Origin of the sequence: Rahnella sp. CJA17(1/100) (assembly GCF_963881615.1) — a bacterium.
GTDB lineage: Bacteria > Pseudomonadota > Gammaproteobacteria > Enterobacterales > Enterobacteriaceae > Rahnella > Rahnella aceris.
This window is the reverse complement of record NZ_CAWOJA010000003.1, coordinates 1-24,546: the sequence shown is the minus strand read 5'-3', so window position 1 is coordinate 24,546 and position 24,546 is coordinate 1. Positions and strand designations below refer to the sequence as shown.

At 51.9% G+C, this 24,546-nt stretch carries 20 protein-coding genes; 10 read left to right on the top strand and 10 right to left on the bottom strand.

Annotation, left to right across the window (positions count from 1 at the left end; genetic code table 11):
* Nucleotides 1-10: 10 nt before the first annotated feature.
* Nucleotides 11-706, bottom strand: coding sequence for a pirin family protein (locus tag AACU55_RS01840; protein WP_013573537.1), 696 nt, complete (start codon nt 704-706; stop codon nt 11-13).
* A 237-nt stretch (nt 707-943) separates the two neighbouring features.
* On the opposite strand from AACU55_RS01840, the gene AACU55_RS01835 reads away from it, so the two are divergent.
* The 3 genes from AACU55_RS01835 (at nt 944) to AACU55_RS01825 (ending at nt 5,876) form a co-directional block, all read left to right on the top strand.
* Nucleotides 944-3,040: a hypothetical protein gene (locus AACU55_RS01835; protein ID WP_134706553.1), complete on the top strand. Its 2,097-nt coding sequence runs from the start codon at nt 944-946 to the stop codon at nt 3,038-3,040.
* A gap of 43 nt (nt 3,041-3,083) precedes the next feature.
* A complete protein-coding gene (locus tag AACU55_RS01830; protein WP_134706552.1) occupies nt 3,084-4,934 on the top strand; it encodes a hypothetical protein in 1,851 nt (616 codons plus the stop codon).
* 432 nt (nt 4,935-5,366) lie between these two features.
* Complete coding sequence (locus AACU55_RS01825; RefSeq protein WP_134706551.1) at nt 5,367-5,876, top strand: GNAT family N-acetyltransferase; 510 nt, start codon at nt 5,367-5,369, stop codon at nt 5,874-5,876.
* On the opposite strand, the gene AACU55_RS01820 is transcribed toward AACU55_RS01825, so the two are convergent.
* Entirely contained in the window at nt 5,873-7,099 is a 1,227-nt protein-coding gene (locus AACU55_RS01820; protein ID WP_134706550.1) for an MFS transporter, read from the bottom strand. The genes AACU55_RS01825 and AACU55_RS01820 overlap by 4 nt on opposite strands.
* 198 nt (nt 7,100-7,297) lie before the next feature.
* On the opposite strand from AACU55_RS01820, the gene AACU55_RS01815 reads away from it, so the two are divergent.
* Entirely contained in the window at nt 7,298-9,004 is a 1,707-nt protein-coding gene (locus tag AACU55_RS01815) for a lysophospholipid acyltransferase family protein (RefSeq protein WP_037033733.1), read from the top strand.
* A 1-nt stretch (nt 9,005) separates the two neighbouring features.
* Here AACU55_RS01815 and AACU55_RS01810 read toward each other — a convergent pair whose 3' ends face one another.
* Both AACU55_RS01810 and AACU55_RS01805 read right to left on the bottom strand, forming a co-directional pair.
* Entirely contained in the window at nt 9,006-10,217 is a 1,212-nt protein-coding gene (locus AACU55_RS01810) for a serine hydrolase domain-containing protein (RefSeq protein WP_240785672.1), read from the bottom strand.
* Between the two features lie 35 nt (nt 10,218-10,252).
* Nucleotides 10,253-10,495, bottom strand: coding sequence for a hypothetical protein (locus tag AACU55_RS01805; protein WP_013573530.1), 243 nt, complete (start codon nt 10,493-10,495; stop codon nt 10,253-10,255).
* A 156-nt stretch (nt 10,496-10,651) separates the two neighbouring features.
* Here AACU55_RS01805 and AACU55_RS01800 point away from each other — a divergent pair, with 156 nt between their 5' ends.
* Nucleotides 10,652-12,307, top strand: coding sequence for a methyl-accepting chemotaxis protein (locus AACU55_RS01800; RefSeq protein ID WP_134706548.1), 1,656 nt, complete (start codon nt 10,652-10,654; stop codon nt 12,305-12,307).
* Between the two features lie 41 nt (nt 12,308-12,348).
* Complete coding sequence (locus tag AACU55_RS01795) at nt 12,349-12,657, top strand: hypothetical protein (protein ID WP_134706547.1); 309 nt, start codon at nt 12,349-12,351, stop codon at nt 12,655-12,657.
* 250 nt (nt 12,658-12,907) lie between these two features.
* Here the strand turns inward: AACU55_RS01795 and AACU55_RS01790 are convergent, their stop codons facing one another.
* The 3 genes from AACU55_RS01790 to AACU55_RS01780 all read right to left on the bottom strand — a co-directional run bounded on the left by AACU55_RS01790 (nt 12,908) and on the right by AACU55_RS01780 (nt 15,878).
* Entirely contained in the window at nt 12,908-13,387 is a 480-nt protein-coding gene (locus AACU55_RS01790; RefSeq protein WP_134706546.1) for an Hcp family type VI secretion system effector, read from the bottom strand.
* Between the two features lie 192 nt (nt 13,388-13,579).
* On the bottom strand, nt 13,580-14,239 hold the full coding sequence (locus AACU55_RS01785) for a hypothetical protein (protein WP_134706588.1): 660 nt from the start codon (nt 14,237-14,239) through the stop codon (nt 13,580-13,582).
* A 439-nt stretch (nt 14,240-14,678) separates the two neighbouring features.
* Nucleotides 14,679-15,878: an NAD(P)/FAD-dependent oxidoreductase gene (locus tag AACU55_RS01780; protein ID WP_134706545.1), complete on the bottom strand. Its 1,200-nt coding sequence runs from the start codon at nt 15,876-15,878 to the stop codon at nt 14,679-14,681.
* Between the two features lie 311 nt (nt 15,879-16,189).
* Here AACU55_RS01780 and pitA point away from each other — a divergent pair, with 311 nt between their 5' ends.
* On the top strand, nt 16,190-17,695 hold the full coding sequence (gene pitA, locus AACU55_RS01775; RefSeq protein WP_037033738.1) for an inorganic phosphate transporter PitA: 1,506 nt from the start codon (nt 16,190-16,192) through the stop codon (nt 17,693-17,695).
* A 100-nt stretch (nt 17,696-17,795) separates the two neighbouring features.
* Here the strand turns inward: pitA and uspB are convergent, their stop codons facing one another.
* On the bottom strand, nt 17,796-18,131 hold the full coding sequence (gene uspB / locus AACU55_RS01770) for a universal stress protein UspB (protein WP_013573525.1): 336 nt from the start codon (nt 18,129-18,131) through the stop codon (nt 17,796-17,798).
* A gap of 337 nt (nt 18,132-18,468) precedes the next feature.
* On the opposite strand from uspB, the gene uspA reads away from it, so the two are divergent.
* Complete coding sequence (gene uspA / locus AACU55_RS01765) at nt 18,469-18,909, top strand: universal stress protein UspA (protein ID WP_013573524.1); 441 nt, start codon at nt 18,469-18,471, stop codon at nt 18,907-18,909.
* 93 nt (nt 18,910-19,002) lie between these two features.
* Here the strand turns inward: uspA and rsmJ are convergent, their stop codons facing one another.
* Together rsmJ and prlC are read right to left on the bottom strand one after the other, a co-directional pair.
* A complete protein-coding gene (gene rsmJ / locus AACU55_RS01760) occupies nt 19,003-19,749 on the bottom strand; it encodes a 16S rRNA (guanine(1516)-N(2))-methyltransferase RsmJ (RefSeq protein ID WP_037033739.1) in 747 nt (248 codons plus the stop codon).
* A 9-nt stretch (nt 19,750-19,758) separates the two neighbouring features.
* The gene (gene prlC / locus AACU55_RS01755; protein WP_112151950.1) at nt 19,759-21,819 is read right to left on the bottom strand and encodes an oligopeptidase A; all 2,061 of its coding nucleotides are present in this window, start codon (nt 21,817-21,819) and stop codon (nt 19,759-19,761) included.
* A gap of 181 nt (nt 21,820-22,000) precedes the next feature.
* On the opposite strand from prlC, the gene AACU55_RS01750 reads away from it, so the two are divergent.
* Complete coding sequence (locus AACU55_RS01750; RefSeq protein WP_013573521.1) at nt 22,001-22,843, top strand: 23S rRNA (adenine(2030)-N(6))-methyltransferase RlmJ; 843 nt, start codon at nt 22,001-22,003, stop codon at nt 22,841-22,843.
* Between the two features lie 176 nt (nt 22,844-23,019).
* Entirely contained in the window at nt 23,020-24,372 is a 1,353-nt protein-coding gene (gene gorA, locus AACU55_RS01745) for a glutathione-disulfide reductase (RefSeq protein WP_037033742.1), read from the top strand.
* Nucleotides 24,373-24,546 lie beyond the last annotated feature (174 nt).

Sequence of the window (24,546 nt, the reverse complement as noted above, 5' to 3'; positions counted from 1 at the left end):
TTCACCATGATCAGACTGGCGGCAGGTCAAACAGCAGAATTTCGCTGTCTTCCTCTGCGTGAACGGACAATGCCGTTTCATCCCAGATCGCCAGCGCATCACTCTGCCCGGCTTTCTTACCGTTGATGGACACGGTGCCTTTTACCACCTGGATCCACACGCGGCGGTCGGCCTGAATCTGATAAACCGACTGTTCATCTTTTTTCAGCGCCCAGCGGGACAACTCCATATCCTGGAACACTTTCAGCGAACCGTCGCGGGCATCCGGTGAAAGCACTAACTGGCGACCCTGCGGCGCATCGAACATGCGCTGTTCGTAACGCGGTTCCAGCCCTTTTTGATTCGGGATAATCCAGATCTGATAAAGGTGCAGTTTACGGTCGCTGTTACCGTTGTATTCAGAGTGTGTCACCCCGGTCCCGGCGCTCATAATCTGGAATTCCCCCGCCTGGATCTGTTCTTTATTGCCCATGCTGTCCTGATGTTCCACGGTGCCTTCCAGCACATAGGTCAGAATTTCCATGTCTTTATGCGGATGCTTACCAAAACCCTGTCCTTCATCGATAAAGTCTTCATTGATCACCCGCAGTGCGGAGAATCCCATGAATTGTGCATCGTAATAATCGGCGAAAGAGAAGGTGTGCCAGCTTTCCAGCCAGCCGTGACTGGCGTGACCGCGTTCTTGTGCCTGACGTAAATAGATCATGTTCAACTCTCCTCAATGTTTTCTCTAGTCTAGTCAACGCCTGAGAATAAGAAAGCGTAAAAACTTCACCCCTCTGTTCAAAAAATATGAACAAATGCAGGTGACTCAATCCAAAGGATTTGAGGAAGGTTGAGGTAAATTGTTCTTGTACAGGTTGCTTAATTACCCATCGGTACAATACTCAAAGAAGAAACTCCTTAAGGTAAATTAATGTGACATCTGTTTCCGGAAATTATCATGATTAACCGCCGCGAGTTGATCGCGGGAATAACCGGTGGTGTAGTGTCGGCGGGATTATTTAAAGCCGTTGAAATTAATCCGGATAAAATGATTAGCGCGAGCAACATTATGGCGTTAAGAAACCTCTCTGCGCCTGCTGACCGGACCTGTGCGATGGTTTTGGGATATTACTTTGCCGGAGATGGTGCGCCAAAACTGGTTTACTGGGATGCGAACAGTGAGAAAGAGGCCAATCAGGGCACCGTTATTTCCTCGTTAAAATCCGCTAAAGGCCGCTGGTTGCAATTACATAACGGCGTCATGGATTTTCGTCAGTTTGGTATAGTTAACCGACAAAATGCTGCAGATGCGGCACTGAAGGCGATGATCAGTGATCCGCTTATTCACCGGATTGAAGCACATACCTCGCTGAATTTCATGTCGCGCCATCGCTTTAACCGTTCGAATATCACCCTCGATTTTAATGGCCAGACAGTGACCGCGACAGGACTGGAAACCCTGGCAGATGCCAAAAATAATTACCTCTCCGCTATTTTCTTTTTCAGGGGAATAGCAGAAGAAAAAACATCAATATCCCTTCTCAGGGATCCTTTGCCTTTATTGTCAGAAATCTATCCGGTAGATGACAGCAGCTTATATCCTGTCGGCCAGTGGTATTGCCTGGAATCGGACAAAGTCTCCGGCCACTGGGAACGCAAAATACAACGACTGGTACAGGTGACAGAACAGATTGATGAAACGCATATCCGGCTCAATTACAGAAGCGGCTGGGCGCTGGACGCCCAAAGTCAACTGCACTGGCGCAAAGTCACGCCGGTTGAGAATGTCTGTATTCAGAACATGCAATATGTCGCAGAGGGGCAGCTGGCTAATAACAGTTCCCAGCCGGTCGCCTTCGAATATGCCATTTATTGCGATGTTCTGAATGTTCATGCTCAGGGGACATTCTGGTCAGTCATTTTCCGTCGCTGGAACACCTTCTTTCGCACTGAACAATGCTCGCTGACTAATCCACCTTCGGTTTCCTGGGGCGGCGCAGGCTATCTGACTCAGCAAATTTACTGTCAGTATGGCGTGATTACGGACTGTACGGCATCCAATGCCCGGCATCTTAACGATTTCACCGCCAGCTCTTCCTGCGTGGTAAAGCACTGTCACAGCAACGGTGACAGTTCCGGTGCTTTCGTCACCCACGGTCAGTATGAACATGATCTGCATTTTACGGCCAACTCCGGCATCCTGACACTGGCCAACTCCGGCAAACCCTGGGGACAGTCGGCGGCACGTATTGTCATCAACCAGCACCATTGTTCTATGCTGACAGCCGACACGCACGTCACTGATCTGACCTTAACGGATGTGCACATTTACCGGAGTGTGGAACAGGATAATCTCGGCATATTGCGCCTGAATTGCGACGGACTGACGGTGCAAAACTGCAGCCTCAGCGGAGAACTGACATTACTGCAAAACAGTCAGCGCAGTATCAAAATGAACGTATTCGAAAACTGCGGGTTCGTACTGGATCCTCGCCATGATTCCACTATCAGTAACCTGGCGCCGGATGACCCGTTTATTGTTTCCCATCCGGCGGCCGAAGCCCGGAATTCCATTAATGGCCGTTCGCTGCTGTATTTTTCCCATTGCCAGTTTAAAGGAACGGACAAAGATGTTTCGCTGTTAATTAAAAATAAAGAAGTTAACTTTAACGCCTGCCGTCTTGAAAATGTGTCCCTTATATTAACGGCGGATGAACCTCAGAAAATCGTTATTAATGGTGATTCCACACTGTCCAGCGATCAGGCCTCCCGGCCTTTACTTTCACGGACCGGCGAATATCCTGTGACCTGGCGATTAGGCCCAATGCAAACTGAAGTGACCGGTGACGATCAGCTTCATATTCACATTACCGCTGGTATTAATCATTATCAGGCGCATCACGTGACATTCACGCACGGTAAGCGGTTATTCACAGATAAGGCATTTTCCCGTCCGTCTTATTTTATTGAACAGAACAATATCATGATAAATACCCGATCCGTTGTGCCAGCCAGTACAGGGCCGCATATTGTGGTTGAAAATACGGAGATATAACAAAATAAAGTGGCTCACCTCTGAGCCTTAAAAGGATTCACCCATGAAAACATTCAATTCTGTATCCGCGCTGAAGAATCATAAAATACGTCTGGATCATAATGTCTTCGTTAATGGTTATTTTCAGGCCGGTGACGGCGGCGGCGGTCATTATCACTGGGACAAAAACTGCGTTCTGCCCGCCAATAACGGCACAGTCATCCCTTCTGACCACTCGGACACCGGACGCTGGCTGCTTATCCATCAGGGCGTGGGCGATTTCCGCACTTTCGGTATTCTCAATGCTGAGCAACCCGCCGACGATGCGCTGGATGCATTAGTCAATGACCCGGCCATCAGCCAGATCTTCGCTTTTTCAGATTTGCTTTTTCAGCGCCGCCATCGTTTCTCACGCTCAGACATCACCCTGGATTTCCAGAACAACCGGGTTTTCACCACCGGCATTGCCAGCGCACCGGTCAATGACCCGTTTGCCGCCGTACTGTTCTTCCGGGGCACGGTGACCGGCACCCCCGTCTCCTTCACGCTGACAGAAACGTTGCAGGAGCAAACGGATATTTTCCCGGTCGCGGATTCGTCACTGTTCAGCGTGGGCGACTGGTATGCGGTGCAGGTTGCACCGGTGAAAGGCGCGGCGGAACGCGAGCTGCAAAAGCTGGTGGAAATCATCGCGATTCCTGACAGCACGCATATTCAGATTGGCTATTACAACGGCTGGGAACTGCTGGCCGGCAGGGTGATCAGCTGGCAGAAAGTCGAACCGGTCGCATTCGTCACCATCAAAAATATGCAGTTCTTCGGGGCGGGGGCTGATCAGATCACCGGCAGCCATCCGGTGGCGTTCGAATACGGTGTTTACACCAATGTCGAAGGGATCCATTCGACGGGCTCGTTCTGGCCGGTGGTGATGCGACGCTGGAATACCCATTATCTGACGCAGCAGTGCTCTCTCATTAATCCGCCGAACACCGCCTTTGGCGGTGCCGGATATCTGACACAGCAAATCTATTGTCTGTATGGACATGTCAGTGATTGCAGCGTGGCGAACGCGCGGCATTTAAATGATTTCACGGCGTCGGCATATTGCCTGGTCGAGAATTGTCACGCCAGCGGACAGAGCGCGGAAAAAGGCCCGTTCGTGACTCACGGTCAGTACGAACATGATCTCACCTATACCGGCAATTCCGGCCTGATGACCTTTGCCAATTCCGGTGTCACCTGGGGAGGCAGCGCCAAACGTATCAATGTACGTAAGCACGTCTGTCCGTGGTTTGTCGCCCGCTCCGGCGTGAGTGAACTGACGCTGGAAGATCTGGTGGTGATTACCAACGAGACTATCCCGCAGTCCGGGATGTTGTGGGTGAATGCCGACGGTTTGCAGATGACCGGCTGTACCGCTGACCGCACCCTGATTATCAGCCAGGCATCGCAACGCGCTGCGCGCCCGAACGTTATTCGTCAGTGTCAGTTTTCCCTGCAGGAGGACGGCGCGCCGGTAGTACAAAGCAACGTCACTGCCGCCATCACCTTTACCGATACGGTATTTAATGACATCAACGGGCATTCATTTGACAGCACGGCGCCGGTGAATTTTGTCCGCTGTACGTTTAATGCCACCACCGAATTTGCACCGCTCACGCTGAAATCCTCCACACTGTCGGTTCAGGCATCGCAGTTTAATCAGGTCGGCTTCACGCTTTCCGGCACTGCGCCAAAGCAAATCGATATTCTTTCCTCAACCCTGACGCAGGCAACGTTCGACTTCACCGACGTCGCCGCACAACCCGCCAGCTCACTGATGTTCCTTAATAACCGTTTATCCGGCAGCACCGTCATCGCCCAACCACCCGCCGGAGATCGGGTGATATGGCAGCAGAATATGAGTTTTCCCTGAAGCAGGATTTTTCGAAAGAATGTGAGTCGCAGGAACGCGGCCAGCGAGCGACCCCATAATATGAAAGGAAGTTTTTTCGAAATAGTTTGAGTTACAGGAAGGCGGCAAGCGAGCGAATCCCCGGGAGCATACACAAGTATGTGACCGGGGTGAGCGAACGCAGCCAACGCATCCACAGCTCAAAATATGAAGAAAAAAAAGCCAGCACCCGGCTGGCTAAGTAATACTGGAAGCAATGTGAGCAATGTCGTGCATTCATGGGGACCCGTTTGACCTTGGTGTGAGGCCATCCCCGGAACGCATGGCAATAATAATCATTATCATTCGCACTTGTAAAGCGTTTTTTTCACCAAACATTCGATTGACAGTTTTCCTATTCCTGATAAATGTAGAGGATATTCAAACAGTAACCACAAAAAGAGGAGTGTCGCCATGAGCGAAATAGTCATTCGTCACGCTGAAGCCGCAGATGCAGAGGCGCTTCAACACCTATACGCTCAGGTTCCTGTTTACAGCGACACCCTGCAACTCCCTTATCCACCCGCCACGCTATGGGAAGACCGCCTTGCCAATACCGCACCCGGCCGGTTCGCGCTGGTTGCGTGTATCGACGGCAAACTGGTGGGCAATCTCACCCTGATGGTTGAGCAGCCGTGGCGACGCCGCCATGTGGCGACTTTCGGTATTGGTGTGGATACGCAATTTCAGGGAAGAGGCGTCGGCAGTCAGCTGATCGCTGCTGCCCTTGAGTTGTGTGACAAATGGTTGCACGTGATCCGCGTCGAGCTGACGGTTTATGCCGATAATGATGCCGCAATCGGGCTGTACAAAAAGTTCGGTTTCAGCGTTGAAGGCCTCAGCCCGAGCTACGCAATGCGCGACGGCGAACTGGTGGATACGCTGCATATGGGCCGCATCCGTGGCGTACGGCAACCGGTTTAATCAGCACTGACAGAGGCGTTGGTTTCAGGCGGAGGCTGACGTAACAGCAACCGGACGACCAGCGCCAGCGCCATCAGCACCAGCAGCGCCGAGCCAAGATAAATCGCATCAATGCCAGCCTGCGCCATCAGCACACCGGCCAGCGGGCCGGTAATCCCCAGAGATAAATCAAGAAATGCCGAATAGGTCGCCAGCGCGCTGCCCTGATTTTCCTGCGGCAACTTTTTGACTGCCACCACGCCCAGCGCCGGATAGACCAGCGAGAAACCCACACCGGTAATGAAAGCACCGGCCATTGCAGCCCACGCCGTCGGGGCGAAAAACACCATAATCAGCCCGGCAATCTCCACCACAAAACAGGCCAGCGCCACACGCAATCCGCCAAAACGGTTGATGCTGTTGGGCAATAACAGCCGCATGCCGACAAAGGCCACACTGAAGAATGTCAGGGAAAATGCCGCGCCCGGCCAGCCTTTCGCGGCATAAAACAGGGTGATGAAGGTGGCAATCACCCCAAAGCCGGTGGACGCCAGCGCCAGCATCATGCCGTAAGGCAATATTTTCCCCAGCACCTGGCGGAACGGGATTTGCGCCGGGGCTTTTGTGACCACCGGCGGCTTGCGCCACGCGGTGATGAGCGCCGTCAGCGCCACCAAAATGATGCACACCGACAGCAGCGTCAGGCCGCCGAAACTGAAAATCAGCACACCGAGTGGCGCACCAATCGCCATCGCACCGTAAGTGACCACCCCGCTCCATGAAATCACTTTGCCGATATGCAGGGAGCCGACCACGCTGATGCCCCACAGCGTCGAACCGGTTCCGGCAAAACTTTGCCCGGCACCAAGCATCACGCGCCCGAGACATAACAACGCCAGACTGACCGCCGGTGTGGCGTCAAATCCCAGTGCCAGCAGATAGAACACACCGCTGAACAGGCAGCCGCTCAGCCCGAATATCACCACCCTTTTTGGCCCGACTTTATCCGCATAACGCCCGGCATAAGGGCGGCTCAGCAGCGTCGCGAAATATTGCAGGCTGATGACCAGTCCCGCCCAGAAAGCACTGTAGCCGAGATGCTCATGTACATAACCCGGCAGGATCGCCAGTGGCAGGCCGATGGTCAGATAGTTGGCAAAATTGAACACCAGAATCGAGAGAATTCGCAGCGTGGTCTTTGACGGACTGGTGGCAGTCAGGTCGGGCGAAGCAGCGTCAGGCATGGAAAGTCGCGTCTCACAAAAAAGGGTTCTGGCATGTTACAAAGCCGTAAATGAGTGTTTGACTTTATTAGCAATGGCTTGCTTTCGCAACAAATTGAACCGTTGTTTTACTCAGGCTTCCCCGTACTGCCATCAAAGTGACACATCACTGTCATGCGCGCTGATTATGGTCGGGAGACTTCAACCGGAGGACATCCTATGTTCAGCATGGATACCCTGTTTCAGGATCTCGACCCGCAGCAGAAAACCCCTTCCTGGCAACGCAAACTGTTAAAAATCCTGTTCCGCGAAAAAGAGTTTCACCGTTTCGCCGATCAGTATCCGCACCTGAAAGGCATTGATATGGCCGAGCAGGTACTTGAACATTTTAATATCCGCTGTGAACTGACCGAGCGCGACCGGGAGCAGATCCCGAGCTACGGCCCGGTAGTTATCGTAGCGAATCATCCGATTGGCACGCTGGACGGACTGGCGATATTACATGCGGTGGCGTCGGTACGTCCGGATGTCAAAGTGGTGGCGAATCAGTTGCTGTCGCTGGTGTCTTCACTCGGCAGCCTGATGATCCCGGTGGATAATATGGGCAACCGCACGCGGCGCAATCAGGTCACACAGATGCAGGAACATCTGGAGAATCAGGGCGTGCTGATTGTGTTCCCGGCGGGTGAAGTATCCCGCATGAGTTCGAAAGGTGTGCGCGACGGAAAATGGCACACCGGATTTATCCGCCTCGCCGCCAAAGCCCGTGCACCGGTGGTGCCGGTACATATCAGTGGCAGCAACAGCGCGCTGTTTTATCTCAGTTCCATGATTTACCGCCCGCTCAGTACGCTTTTACTGGTACATGAAATGTTCGGCCAGCGCGGCAACAGCCTGACGCTTAAAATCGGTGCGCGCATTCCGTATACCAGCTGGCACGATGGACAAATGCAGGCGGGCGATCTGGCAGCGCGTTTTCGTAAACACCTTTACCGCCTCGGCGCTGGCAAGCCGGGTTTGTTCCACACCGAAACGTCGATTGCCCGTGCGGAAAACCGTGCGGTACTAAAACACGCGCTGGAAGCCAGCGAAGTGCTGGGCAACACGCCGGACGGCAAAATGATTTATCTCTATCGTCGTCACGGTGAAGACACTGTGCCGATTTTGCGCGAGCTGGGGCGTTTGCGCGAAATCGCGTTCCGCGCCGTGGGCGAAGGCAGTGGTCGCCGCCGTGATCTCGACGGCTATGATGATGATTATTATCATCTGGTTTTATGGGATCCGCAGGCGCTGGAAATTGTCGGTGCTTACCGGTTCATCCCGACCGCAGAACAAGTCGCCAGCAAAGGGCTGAACGGGATCTACAGCCAGAGCCTGTTCCACTATGGCCATCAGATGGACCCGATTCTGGCGCAGGGTATCGAACTCGGGCGCAGCTTTATTCAGCCCGCTTACTGGGGCAAACGCGGGCTGGATTATCTGTGGCTCGGCATCGGCGCGTATCTGGCGAAATATCCGCAGACCCGTTATCTGTTTGGTCCGGTGTCGATTTCCGGCGGAATGCCGCTGCCCGCCCGTGATTTACTGGTGGCGTTTTACCGCCTGTATTTCTCCCCGGCATTACCGCTGGCGACATCACGACGTCCGTATCCGGCTTCGCTGCCTGATGTGTTAGCACAGTTTTGCGGCGATGATTATCAGGAAGACTTGCAGCGCCTGAAACGCCTGCTGGCGAATCTCGGGTGCAGCATTCCGGCGTTGTATAAACAATATTCCGAGCTTTGCGAAACCGGTGGTGTGCAGTTTATTGATTTCGGCAGCGACCCTGAATTCAACAACTGCATCGACGGGTTAGTGCTGGTGGATCTCAGCCAGTTAAAACCGGCGAAGTTTGAGCGGTATATTGCAGTGCATCAGGCAGAATAGATCACCGGGCTTCTCCCTCTTTAACGGGGGAGGAGAAAAACGTCTCTTTCCCGCAGGTTGCCTTATAGTCATCCGCCATTGCCATTTTCAGCAGTAAATCATGACCAATGTAATTGCTCCAGTTGAAGGTATTCTGTAAAACCACTACCGCATTTTTATGTTTCTTATCAAAACCAATATAACTGGAATAGCCGCCGATATAACCGACCTGGTAAGTAATAATCTGGCCATCTTTATAATCCGTGACCCATGCAATATTGGCCGCTTCTATTTTTCGCTGGAAATAGACTTTTTCCGTCACATGAATGGCGTCACTGAGATCGCCTGGTTGTGAATCATCAATATGCGCCCGCAGATATTTCAGCAAGTCATCAGCATTACTGTAAAGGCTGGCCGCCGCTACCATATTATTCGAGAAATGCCAGTCGGGGACGACCTCGCCACGGCGGATAAGTTTAGGCTGATCTCCCGCATGTCCAATCGCACGATACGGATAGGCTTTTAACTGGCTGGCATAAAAACTGGTGTTACCCATTTTTAAGGCATTAAAAATAAAGGCATAAGATAATTGCTGGATATCTTCACCAGTTTTCAATTTCAGAATATAACCGAGCAGTGCATACCCTAAATTAGAATATTGCGGCACAAGCAATAATGGCTTTTTAAATGACGACAGATTATCCACAACGGCGTCGCTGTCCAGTTCATGATAGAAGTTGTCGCCGGTATATAAATACCTGAGAAAACTTTCCAGCATATCTTTGGTCATTTTCTGACGGGGCAATCCCGAAGTATGCGTCGCCAGTTGCAGCAGAGTGATATTTTTGGCGTCCTCGCTCAGCGGAATATTTTTTGGCAGTAAATCTGCCAGTTTGTCATCCCACTTTAGCTGCCCTTTGTCGACCAGCCCCGCCACCACTTCTCCCGTCACGCCTTTACTGACCGAACCAAGCGCAAACAGCGTTTCGCCATCAATCTTGTAGCCGTTCACCGCGTTGGTATAGCCATAACCCCAGGTTCTGGCCGCGCCGTTATTTCTGATGATCCCGACCGCCATGCCGCTGGATTTTTCTCTGTGCAGATATCGCTGCGCGACGGTATCCACCATGTCGTCAAGATTTTGGCTACAGGCAAGCTGCTTCACTTCATGAGGATTGTCCTCCACCTGCATTTCAGAAAGTGTACCGCATGACGTCAGAAGCAGAGGAAGCATGATGCTTAAACCGGTAAATCGTCCCGTCATTCTTTTCATTTCATTGATTTATACAGCGCAATAGCACGGTAACAATTATGGGTAAACATCAGATGACCTTGTGACAGAGAAAGAGACATGCCGGATGGCGCAGTGCAGGCCGCAGACTGGGTTATTTCTTCGCGCTTTTCAATGAGAAATTGCTGTGTTCCTGATGTTCTTTTCAACAAACCTTCCTGCCCCTTCGGGAATAATTCAAAAACCGACTCAATGAGAATGAAAAATTTCTTTAAATGCATAAAAAATCACTTTAAACATGCCCACCACGAACACTGCATTAACGTAAATTGTTGAATTAGATCGGTTTAATTAATGTTGATGCAACATTTGCCGATAACCTTGATTCACATCCTGCCGCTTTCCTGAAGGCGGGACTTTTAAAATCAGGGGAAAATATGAACATCACACAGCGTCTTTTACTGACGTTCTCGCTGCTTTCTGCGGCCCTTATCACAATGGGCATCGTCGCGATCATGTTGATTTCGGGTTTCCAGAACCGGTTTGAATATGTTCAGGTCAATACGATCCCTTCAATTAAGGATCTCAATAATCTTATTGATCAAAGCAATAAGCTTTCTCTCACCCTCTATAAACATCAGAGCCAGACTGATAACAGCAAAATGTCTGAAGTAGAAACCCGCATTCAGCAACAGATTACCGGGTTAAAAACGCTGACAGATTATTATCTGCAGCACGACATCTCAGATGCTGAAGATGAAAGGCTGACGCACGTGGCTTTCGACAATATTCGTAAAGTGGAGGAGGCGCTTCCCGCCTTTCTGACCTCTTCACGGGCACATCAGGACGAGGTCACTCTGGCAATGATTGAGGGCGATGACAGCATCGGCGGGGCTATCCGTCAGCTCATCTCCGATTACCGAAAGCAGCTTACCTTAAATATCAACATTGGTGAGGAGCTGCGGGCCACCAACCACAGCATTTTCAGCACCACACTGTGGGGAATGGGCGGCAGCGTAACGATCATTATCCTGCTGTTGGGATCCCTTGCACTGGCCACCATCCGTCGGGTACGAAAAAGCCTGCTGGACATCGGGGGGATTATGGCCGTTGCCAGCGAGCGGCTTGATCTGACAGTGAGCGCCGATGACAGCCGTCATGATGAAGTGGGCAACATGGCCCGCGCGTTCAACAACCTGATGCAACGCGTATCCGGAGCGCTGCTGTCTGTGAGCGCGGCTTCCCAGTCCGTCAGCAGCGCCTCGGCACAAATCGCGGCCGGTAACGAAGATCTCTCCTCGCGCACCGAGCAGCAAGCGGCCTCTCTGGAACAAACGGCCGCCAGCATGACCGAGCTCAGTGAGACGGTTCGCCAGACGGCTGACAACACGCGTCAGGCCAGCCAGCTGGCGGGTAACATGAATGCGCTGTCGGAGAAAAGTGCATCATCACTTGAGACGATGCTGGGTACGATGGGTGATATCCGCAGCAGTTCGCGCAAAGTCACTGAGATCATCACGCTTATCGAAGGCATCGCCTTCCAGACCAATATTCTGGCGTTAAATGCTGCCGTAGAAGCAGCACGAGCCGGTGAGCACGGTAAAGGCTTTGCTGTTGTTGCCGGTGAAGTCAGAAATCTTTCACAACGTTCGACCACCGCCGCGCGTGAGATCAAAGAACTGATCGACCTTTCCTACAGCCTGATCGAAGCCGGTGCCCATCAGGCGGGCGATGTCGGCGAGAACATGAACTCCATGGGTAATGCCATCCGTCAGGTGACTGATTTGGTCAACGAGATTGCCGCAGCGGCAACAGAACAGAGTCAGGGAATTTCTCAGGTGCATCAGGCGGTCAATCAGATGGATGACGTGACCCAGCAGAACGCCGCGCTGGTTGAAGAAGCCTCTTCAGCCTCGCGCTCGTTGCAGGATCAGGCGGATGGCCTGGCGAGACTGGTCGGCGAATTCCACCTCAGCAACGCCACGGCTCAGCATCAGTCCCTGGCAAAACCGGCGCAGGCACTTGCCGCCCTTCCACGCAAGGAAAAGCCGGGGGTACTCTCAGCCAATGAGGCCGACTGGCAAAGCTTCTGATCAGGCTTTTACCGTCGTCTTATTACCGGGAGAACGTCATTATGGAAAATCTTCAGGAGCATACCGGCCATCTGGAAAAACACAGGGCGCTGGTAGAGAGCTTCGAACAGATGGCGGCGCTGGTGAATCAGCTTGCTACGGGAGAATACCGGTCGCTGGATTTGTACATTAATAACTGCCGCCATTTTCGCGATCGCAGTCTGGAAGTTCAGGCGGTGCTGGCAGATAAGCGTTTTGAAACATACCTGATGCGCAATGATATTACGCTGTATTACAGCATTCACAGCGTAAATATGGCCTTCGGCATGATGACCAACATGCTGGAAAATTTGAAAGGTTTTTTGTTCTGAGAATGTGTTACCGGGGGGACGGTAACGCGGCACGGGGTATTTTTTAATCTTCCCCCTGAAGGATCACTTGCTCCTTCAGGGGGATTTTTAATTCACCGCACAGACAGCACGTCCTGATGACGATATGGAATAAATAGTTTTAACTGCCACGAACAGCCACTGTCTTGGAACAATAAACTTTGTACACAAATTGTGTTCAGAGACCACAGTGGGGATAGACATCTTGCCCTATAAAGTGGAGTGCGTCTGCTTATGCAACCCAGCGGTTATTCCACGAATCTTTAAATATAATATTGCCCTCGCAACACTTCCACGTAATAACTTCATAGCGCATTTGGATTGTTTCAAAATGCGTTCCCGTCTGACCGCCTTGATATAGGTTCGGCGTAATAGAAGTTATTTTTACATTTTCCAGGATTATATTAAAATACTCGGATTCGATGCCTGCATCTAAGATCTGGTACATCTTAAATGTTGCGGATTTCATGGTAAGCCCCTGGCTCAGTCCTTTGTATAAAAGCGGTGTAACCTTATCAAATTCCTTTTGAAATGATAAAGGTGAATGTACCCGTGTTCCCGTTAGTCGTCCCGTATTTGAGTCGGTTGGGATCTGTACATTATGAGTCAACGACTTTAATTCTATGGCTCCTACTCGACCAGAAACTAAAGATCCACCTATAACGGGTGATCCATTTTCATCAGTTAACCATAAATATGCTGGATTTGACATTTTACATCCTTATAATTTAAGCGACTGTATTAATCACATGGAAATTTTTTGTCTAAAAATTTTGCCACAAGATAAATACAAGCATTGAGAGTAAAAATAGAAATCAACCTCATTGTCCATGTGTCAAAATGGAAAATGAAATAGAAAGACAGCCAAACAGCTATCGAACCGGCAAACGCGCCTAGTGAGCCTTTAATTAACCCCATAAGATCCACTCAATTTTGATTCAACACGTTCCAGTATGTTATCAAACGCTAGCATTCCCTGTTGTCGTCTTACGATCAGAGCATCCACAAAGGGCTTGAGTGCCGGTTCAAACATAAAGTAGAGTAAGTCATAATCTTTTTTTCGCAACTCGCCATATATTTCAGGTTCGTCTATGCTGAGAGCTTCTGATGTTCTGATACAGCGTTCTTTCATTCCACCTATCAGCAATAAATTACCAACAAGACCACCCCGCACTGTGACTGCCAATCCAGCACGCTGAGCAATCGCCGTGGCTATTTTTGCTGAAATTACAGAGTTAGTTGCAGTGCGACCTATTATTGAAAATAAAGACCGGCTGTATATTTTGTTTTGTTTGCTTTCTGAAACGTATTTATCAAACTTTTCGAAAACCGTCTTTATCGCGTCTAGAATCCGATCATAATTGAGGATTCCATTTTTGATTGCATGGATGATTCTAATGGTTTGTGTTTCGTGGGCGTAATGTGAATCAGTGTCAAATACACCATAAGCCATATATCCAAGATCGACGGGTACGGAGAGCGCACCGTGAACAAACCCTAATACTGAGTCAGGTGAAATAATGATATCGGCAATGCGTGTGGCGATTTCCTCATAATTGCTCATGCTAATTCCTTTTATTAGCCAGTTCCCAGCGTGTGAGTATACTCCCCCTTCGGCAGTGGATATATTAAAAGAGGCTTCGTCTTTATACATGCCGGCCCTCCCCGCTTCATGATGCACTGTGATTTCCCCAGCGGCCTTGCTCGCCGGTGAGATTCGGGTTTACGGGCAGGCTGCGTAATAGAGTTTTTCCGAATTGGGCTTTATACCCAGACTGCCCAACTTCCTCATGCCACCAGCGTGAACCGTTCGCTAAACACTACATATGCTATGCCGCCCATCTGCGACTGCTACCATATGTACTGTTTTTCTGCTTTTGAGGGGGGAGATTGTCCTGTTTGACATCAAAATTAGATTTTTTGTAGAGGTGCTCTAGATCACGAACTTTAATGTCTCAAATTCAGGTTAGATCACAAACTATTTATTCAGATCACCGTCTGTATTATTCCAGAACCGCCACCAGATCCTGCGCACATGCCCACGCCGAGCTCCATGCCCACTGGAAATTGTATCCGCCCAGCCAGCCGGTCACATCCACCACTTCGCCGATGAAATACAGGCCGGGGACTTTCGCTGCCGCCATCGTTTTTGAAGATAATTCTTTGGTATCGACGCCGCCGAGTGTGACTTCCGCCGTGCGGTAACCTTCGGTGCCGTTCGGCTGTACCTGCCAGTTTTGCAGTTGCTCAACCAGTTCGGCCTGCTGCGGCACGTTCAGCTGTTTCAGCGTCACGTCCGGCAACTGCCCCAGCGTTTGCAGGCATTCGACCAGACGCTTCGGCAGTTGCATCGCCAGCGTGTTTTTCAGACTCTGATTTGGGTGTTCCTGACGCTGTGCATTCAGAAACGCCGCCAGATCGACATCAGGAAGTAAGTTAACGCTCACAAACTCGCCAGGCTGCCAGTAACTGGAAAGCTGTAAAACGGCCGGGCCGGACATGCCACGATGGGTAAAAAGAATGCTTTCACGGAAGACAGTGCCGTCTTCAGCAGTAAGCACCGCCGGGACTGACACCCCGGAAAGCGTCTGCAAGTGATCGAGCAGCGGCTTGTGCAGGGTAAATGGCACCAGACCGGCGCGGGTCGGCAGCACTTTCAGGCCAAACTGTTCCGCCAGACGGTAACCGAAGGGTGTCGCGCCCAGCCCTGGCATGGAAAGCCCGCCGCTGGCAATAACAAGTGAGTGAGTGCTTACAGTTGAGCCATTCACTTTGATAACAAAGCCATTTTCGGTTTTCTGCACGTCGGAAATCTCGCTGCGCAAGCGCACATCGACATTGCCCTGCTCGCATTCTTTATCGAGCATGGCGACAATTTGCTGTGCCGAGTCGTCGCAGAATAGCTGCCCGAGCGTTTTCTCGTGCCAGGCGATGCCGTAACGGTTGACCATATCGATGAAATCCCACTGAGTGTAACGTGCCAGCGCGGATTTACAGAAATGCGGGTTTTCGGAAAGATAGGCAGCGGGTTCGGCATAAAGGTTGGTGAAATTGCAGCGTCCGCCGCCTGACATCAGAATTTTTCGCCCGGTTTTTTTGCCGTTATCCAGCAGCAGAACACGGCAGCCACCCTGTCCGGCCTGTGCTGCGCAGAACATGCCTGCCGCACCTGCACCAATGACTACCACATCAACCTGTTCCACTTTTGGCCTCTCTTTTCCGGAAATTCAACTACGTTTTAGATAAGGTTTGCCCTGTTAACCGGGGCTTTGAGTCGCGGATTGTAAGGGACGGAGGGCTGTTAAACCAGCCAGACAGACTGCTTGCCGGACGTCGTAAGTAAATGTTTCTGCGTTCAAAGGAGGAATAACATATTGATAGATAAATACTTAATTGAAATAAAGCCAAACATTGAACTGTTTTTAGTCAAAAAAATGTCATATTTTCCTTTTCCCGTCCCCCTGTTCTCGCAGATAATGCGCGGCGTTCATGACCACTAACTGGCGTAACAATTATGCTGCATCTATTTGCCGGATTGGATATTCATACCGGTTCGTTATTGATTCTCGCGTTACTGTTTGTTCTGTTCTATGAAGCCATTAACGGCTTTCATGATACGGCCAACGCAGTGGCAACCGTCATCTATACCCGGGCAATGCGTTCGCAATTAGCGGTCGTGATGGCAGGGGTATTTAACTTCTTTGGCGTCCTGCTTGGTGGTTTGAGTGTGGCCTATGCCATCGTTCATTTACTGCCAACCGATTTGCTGCTCAATGTGGGTTCTGCTCATGGCCTTGCCATGGTGTTCTCTATGTTACTGGCCGCGATCATCTGGAACCTCGGTACCTGGTATTTCGGCCTGCCGGCGTCCAGCTCCCACACCCTTATCGGCGCCATCATTGGCGTAGGGCTGACCAATGCATTAATGACTCACACTTCCGTGGTCGATGCGTTAAACATCCCTAAAATGATTGGTATTTTTGCTTCGCTGATTATCTCTCCGCTGGTCGGGATGATTATCGCCGGTACCATGATTTTCCTGCTGCGCCGTTACTGGAGTGGCAATAAGAAACATGCCCGTATCCACCTGACACCAGCGGAACGTGAGAAGAAAGACGGCAAGAAAAAGCCGCCATTCTGGACACGTACCGGTCTGATTCTGTCGGCTATCGGCGTGAGTTTCTCTCACGGCGCTAACGATGGTCAGAAGGGTATCGGTCTGATCATGCTGGTGCTGATTGGCGTGGCGCCAGCCGGTTTTGTGGTGAATATGAACGCGACCGGTTACGACATTACCCGTACCCGCGACGCCGTGACTCACCTCGGCCAGTATTATCAGCAACATGTTGATGCCGTGCCGCACGTGGTTGCACAGACGCCAATGGTGCCGGCACCGGACGTCAATATCGCACCGACCGATGAGCCTAAAGTGTTCCACTGCGACAGCAGCCACGCACTTGACGCTATCGGCCGCGCGCAAACCCTGCTGACCAATCTTCAGTCTTACAGCGACCTGGCACCGGAAGAACGCAGCCATATGCGTCGCCTGCTGATGTGTGTTTCTGATACTGCGGATAAAGTGGCCAAGCTGCCGGAAACCTCTCCTGCAGACAAACGCTTCCTCGGCGAGCTGAAAACAGACATTCTGCAAACCGTTGAATACGCGCCTATCTGGATCATTATCGCTGTGGCACTGGCACTGGCGCTGGGTACGATGATTGGCTGGAAACGTGTCGCAACCACTATCGGTGAGAAGATTGGTAAGAAAGGCATGACTTACGCACAGGGTCTGTCTGCACAGCTCACGGCGGCGGTCTCCATCGGCGTAGCCAGCTATACCGGCATGCCGGTATCCACCACGCACGTGCTGTCTTCTGCGGTCGCAGGAACCATGATTGTCGATGGTGGCGGTGTGCAGTCGAAAACCGTGAAAAACATCGCGATGGCGTGGGTCTTAACCCTGCCTGTGTCGATTGTGCTTTCCGGTGTCCTGTACTGGATTGCACTGAAGCTGATCTGATAATTGTCTGACCGGCATGAAATAAAAAGGCGACCTTGCTCAGCAGGTCGCCTTTTTTGTTTCCTTTTTCACGCATCCTCCCTCGCGTTTCTTTCCGTTTCTAATACCAAATCAGCATGGCTAACATACTGATTAATATTAAACCGACCAATGCTGTTGTCAGGATAAACTGACCGCGAACCCGTTCACAACGGCGGATAAACTCAGGATCGTGATGTTCAACGTAGCGCTGAGCATAAATATAGCGTACCAACCTTATTTGCTTGCTGGGCTGACCGTGAGATGTAAAAAACCCTCCTCCATCAACGTACTGATACAGCAGCGGATCACACCCTCGCAGAACCACCAGCAATGCGCGCAAAGAAGAGTAATAGCGCAGCATATTCACTACACACACAAAACATAAAGCCCAAAACAGCGCAACGGGACTGATCATGATTCCCCCTCAAGGCGAACTGACACCGCGCAATGCGCCCGTCGTGCTGGCACACACCCGGCGTTTCGCCCTGCCTTTCCGCAATTTCACACCCCCGGGCTACGTTCGCCCGCCCTCTTGCCCTATCACAGAAGATTGCCAAAACAGGAGACGCCTGCATTATTCAGTGTAGGAAACGAATCCGTAACTGTTCATATTATTTATATCTATACATAGCCGGAAACGGAAATGGGATCTGTATGCTTGATTTATTTAACCCTTTTGGCGCTATACTGAAGTCATGAGTTTTGCATGATGCTGATATTGCTATTAACCGACTTATGGAAGGAGTTTTCTTATGGCTTACAAACACATACTTATTGCTGTGGACTTGTCACCGGAGAGCAAAGTTCTGGTCGAGAAAGCCGTTTCCATGGCGCGTCCGTATAACGCCAAAGTGTCCCTGATCCACGTTGATGTAAACTATTCAGACCTGTATACCGGTCTGATCGACGTTAATCTGGGTGACATGCAGAAACGTATTTCCGAAGAAACGCATCACGCGTTGAACGAACTGTCGCAAAATGCCGGCTATCCGATTTCAGAAACCCTGAGCGGCAGCGGTGATTTAGCGCAGGTGCTGGTGGATGCCATCAACAAATATGGCATGGACTTAGTACTGTGCGGCCATCACCAGGATTTCTGGAGCAAACTGATGTCCTCCGCACGCCAGCTAATCAACACCGTTCATATCGACATGCTGATCGTGCCGTTGCGCGATGAGGAAGAAGAAGAATAAGAGGCGTTGTTGTTAATTTAAAAAAGCCCGCTGGTTTGCACCTGCGGGCTTTTTTTTATGACAGTAGTGGAAAGACGTTACAGCAGCGGCTTTCTATAACGGCGTATAGATATCAAACCGGTGGCTCTTGGTCACCACGGCGGCCTGTGCGGGGATGTCGGCCATCGGTGGCGCATAGTCCGGGCGTTTCACCACAATACGTTTGGTCGCTAAACGGCGTGCCGGTTCCAGCAAGCCATCGGCATCTTCGTCCGGGCCGACCAGTCCCTGAAACACGCGCATCTCTTTCTTCACCAGCGCACTTTTCTGTTTGTGCGGATACATCGGGTCGAGATACACCACTTCCGGCTTTGGCGAAAGCTCAGCAAGCGCCGTCAGGCTTGAGACGTGCAGCAACGTCATACGCTCGCGCAGCCACGGGCCAATTTCTGCATCGCGATAACCACGCGCCAGCCCGTCATCAAGCAGTGCCGCGACCACCGGATTACGCTCCAGCATCCGCACTTTGCAACCCAGAGAAGCCAGCACAAACGCATCGCGGCCCAGCCCGGCGGTCGCGTCGACAACATCCGGCAGATAGCGCCCCTTGATGCCGACAGCTTTGGCCACCGCTTCACCGCGTCCGCCGCCAAATTTGCGACGATGCGCCATCGTGCCACCGACAAAATCGACATAAATCGCGCCGAGTTTCGGCTCATCACGTTTACGTAATTCCAGACGTTCAGGCGTCAGCACCAGTGCCATCACGGCATCCGGGTCAGACGTCAGATTCCAGCGCTGCGCCAGAACAGATAAGGCGCCTTCATCGGCGCCTTCTTCACACAGTAAACACACACTCACAGGCAGAGGTTATCCTTTGATTCCGTAGTGGCGCAGCATAGCATCCAGCTGCGGCTCACGCCCGCGGAAGCGTTTGAACAGCTCCATTGGCTCTTCGGAACCGCCGCGCGACAGAATGTTATCCAGGAACGACTGACCGGTTTCGCGGTTGAAAATCCCTTCTTCTTCAAAGCGGGAATAGGCATCTGCAGACAACACTTCCGCCCACAGATAGCTGTAGTAACCGGCCGCATAACCGCCTGCAAAGATGTGGCTGAAGGCATGCGGGAACCGGCCCCATGAAGGTGACGGCACCACGGCAACCTGTTTCTTGATTTCAGCCAGCGTTTGCAGGATTTGCGCGCCTTTAGCCGGGTCATATTCCGCATGCATACGGAAATCGAACAGGCCGAATTCCAGCTGACGCAGGATAAACAACGCCGCCTGATAGTTTTTCGCCGCCAGCATTTTATCCAGCATCTCTTTCGGCAACGGTTCGCCGGTTTCGAAATGACCGGAGATGAACGCCAGTGCGTCCGGCTCCCAGCACCAGTTTTCCATAAACTGGCTTGGCAGCTCGACGGCATCCCACGGCACACCGGCAATACCGGCGACTCCCGGCGTGTCGATGCGGGTCAGCATATGATGCAGGCCGTGACCGAATTCATGGAACAGCGTCGTGACTTCGTTATGGGTAAACAGCGCCGGTTTGTTGCCGACCGGACCGTTAAAGTTACAGGTCAGGTACGCGACCGGTTTTTGCAGTTCGCCGTCGGCTTTACGCATGCTGCCAACGCAGTCGTTCATCCATGCGCCACCGCGTTTGTGTTCGCGGGCATACAGGTCGAGATAGAAGCTGCCGCGCAGGTCGCCGGTTTCATCGAACAGGTCGAAGAAACGCACGTCTTTATGCCAGGTTTCTACGTCTTTACGTTCTTTGGCGGTGATGCCGTAAATGCGTTTCACCACTTCAAACAGCCCTTCCAGCGCACGCTGCTCAGGGAAGTAAGGACGTAACTGTTCGTCGTTGATGGAGAACAGATGCTGTTTCTGTTTTTCGCCGTAGAACGGCAAATCCCAGGCTTCCATTTCGTCCACACCGAAATGTTCTTTGGCGAAAGCACGCAGTTGGGCCAGTTCCTGCTCGCCCTGCGGACGCGCACGGGTTGCCAGACCGCTCAGGAAGTCGATCACCTGTTTCGGGCTTTCGGCCATTTTGGTGGCGAGAGACATATCCGCGAAAGAATCAAAACCTAACAACTGAGCCAGTTCGTGACGCAGCGCCAGTTCTTCAGCCATCACTTCACTGTTGTCCCACTTACCGGCATTCGGACCCTGATCGGAGGCGCGGGTAGCGAATGCGCGGTACATCTCTTCACGCAGTTCACGGTTTTCGCCATAGGTGATCACCGGCAGATAGCTCGGGATATCCAGCGTCAACAGCCAGCCTTCCTGCTCTTTCGATTCTGCCAGCGCTTTCGCGGCGGCCAGCGCACTTTCCGGCAGACCTTTCAGGTCATTCTCATCAGTGATGAGTTTGCTCCAGCCCATCGTGGCATCGAGCACGTTGTTGCTGTAGGTCGAACCCAGCTCAGACAGACGCGCGGAAATTTCGCCATAGCGCTTTTGTTTTTCCATCGGCAAACCAATGCCGGACAGCTCGAAATCACGCAGCGCGTTATCAATGGCTTTTTTCTGTGCCACGGACAGCGTGCTGAAATGTTCGCTGTCTTTTAAATCGCGGTAGGCCTGATACAAACCGGCGTGCTGCCCGGTCCAGGTACTGAATTCAGACAGAATCGGCAGGCACTGCTCGTAAGCTTCACGCAGTTCCGGGCTGTTTTTTACGGCATTGAGATGCCCCACTGGCGACCAGATACGGCTCAGGCGGTCATCACTTTCGGCCAGCGGCTGACAGAGATTTTCCCAGGTATAAGGCGCGCCCTGCGCGACAACACGTTCGATCGTCTGACGGCTTTCTTCGATAGCGGATTTCATCGCAGGGACAATATGTTCAGGCTTGATCGCAGAGAAAGGAGGCAGGGAGAACGGTTTTAAGAGCGGATTCGACGCGTTTTGCTGTTCAGTCATAGGGCCAGTCCTTCGTAATAGCGTTTGGGGCTGATGCGCCTGTGGCGCACCACGCCGTGAATTCGGGTCGTCTTAAAGATGACGTAACTTCTAACATGCGGTCAAGTTATGGGGAAATCAATGGGTGGCGGCGGGATAGTCTTTAATGGATAATGCCGCGAAGCCGCAGGAGAAGCCGCACATGTTGAGTTACCGCCACAGTTTTCACGCCGGCAACCATGCCGATGTACTGAAACACACCGTTCAGAGCCTGATCATTGAATCTCTGAAAGAAAAAGAAAAGCCCTTCCTTTATCTCGACACCCACGCGGGTGCCGGGCGTTATCAGCTGAGCGGTGAACATGCCGAACGTACTGGCGAATATCTGGAAGGCATCGCGCGCATCTGGCAGCGGGACGATATTCCTGAAGAACTGGCGGCGTATATGTCCGTCGTCAATCACTTCAACCGCAACGAGAACCTGCGTTATTACCCGGGTTCACCGCTGATTGCCCGTCAGTTGCTGCGCGAAGACGACAAGCTGCACCTGACCGAACTGCACCCGAGCGATTTCCCGCTGCTGCGCAGTGAATTCCAGAAAGATGACCGTACCCGCGTTGCGCGTGCCGACGGTTATCAGCAGTTGAAAGCCCAGTTGCCACCGCCTTCACGTCGCGGGCTGATCCTGATGGACCCGCCGTACGAAATGAAAACCGATTATCAGGACGTGGTAAAAGGCATTCAGGAAGGCTACAAACGTTTTGCCACCGGCACTTACGCGTTGTGGTATCCGGTGGTGATGCGCCAGCAAATCAAGAAAATGCTGCGTGATCTCGAAGCGACCGGCATCCGCCGTATTCTGCAAATCGAACTGGGCGTGCGTCCCGACAGCGATCAGCGCGGCATGACCGCTTCCGGCATGATCGTGATTAACCCGCCGTGGAAACTCGAGCAGCAGATGAACAACGTACTGCCGTGGCTGCTCAAAGTGCTGGTGCCTTCCGGTACCGGTCACACCACGGTGAACTGGGTAGTGCCTGAGTAAGTAAAGAATTTCCCTTCGCTGAGGCCTTTTTCTAAGGTCTCAGCTATCAAACCTATTGCAGCCATCGATCCAAACTTTGCGACAAAACGCATTCACGCGCTAAACTCACAAGCAATTTTTAAGATTAGCGACGCCGGTATGGCGTTCTTCATTTTTGACAACTCATGGAAAATCCGATGACCAAACATTATGACTATCTGGCAATTGGCGGCGGCAGCGGCGGTATCGCATCAATCAACCGTGCAGCCATGTATGGGAAAAAATGTGCGCTGATCGAAGCTAAAGAGCTGGGCGGCACGTGCGTCAACGTGGGTTGTGTCCCGAAAAAAGTGATGTGGCATGCCGCGCAAATCGCTGAAGCGATCCGCAACTACGGCCCGGATTACGGCTTTGATACCACCGTGAACAGCTTCAACTGGAAAACGCTGGTCGCCAACCGTACCGCCTACATCGACCGTATCCATACCTCGTACGATAACGTGCTGGGCAAAAATAACGTTGATGTGATCAAAGGCTTCGCCCGTTTCGTTGACGATCATACTGTGGAAGTGAACGGTGAGAAGATCACGGCAGATCACATCCTGATCGCTACCGGCGGACGCCCGAGCCATCCGGATATTCCGGGTGCTGAATACGGCATCGATTCAGACGGTTTCTTCGATCTGACCGAAATGCCAAAACGCGTTGCGGTGGTTGGCGCAGGTTATATCGCGGTAGAAATCGCCGGTGTGATGAACGCGCTGGGTGCTGAAACTCACCTGTTCGTGCGTAAACACGCGCCGCTGCGGACTTTCGATCCGCTGATCGTCGAGACGCTGGTGGAAGTGATGGAAACCGAAGGCCCGGCGCTGCATAAAGAATCCATTCCGAAAGAAGTGGTGAAAAATGCCGACGGCAGCCTGACGCTGAAGCTGGAAAACGGTCAGGAATTTGAAGTCGACAGCCTGGTCTGGGCAATTGGCCGCGAACCGGAAACCGATAACTTCAATCTGAAAGCGACCGGCGTGAAAACCAACGAAAAAGGTTACATCGTCGTCGATAAGTTCCAGAACACCAGCGTAAACGGGATTTACGCCGTTGGCGATAATACCGGTGCCGTTGAACTGACTCCGGTTGCCGTTGCTGCGGGTCGTCGTCTGTCTGAGCGTCTGTTTAACAACAAACCTGACGAACATCTGGATTACAGCAACATTGCGACCGTGGTATTCAGCCACCCGCCAATCGGTACGGTCGGTCTGACCGAGCCACAGGCGAAAGAGCAGTTCGGCGAAGATAACGTCAAAGTCTACAAATCTGCTTTCACCGCCATGTACACCGCCGTCACTCAACACCGCCAGCCGTGCCGCATGAAACTGGTGTGCGTCGGTGCTGAAGAGAAAATCGTCGGTATCCACGGCATCGGCTACGGTATGGATGAAATGTTGCAGGGCTTTGCGGTCGCACTGAAAATGGGCGCGACCAAGAAAGACTTCGACAACACCGTCGCCATCCACCCGACCGGTGCGGAAGAGTTTGTGACTATGCGTTAATTCGCGGGGCTTGCGCTGAGTCGCAATGCACTGAAAGGCTGCCGATCGGCTAATGCCGGTCACTTAAGGTGACCGGCATTGTTTTTTAAGGGATATTTCGACCTTTTTTCTCTCACTTCCCTGACATATTCACGCTCACGTCTCGAGGGCAGTTTTAGCATCGCTGCGTTGCTG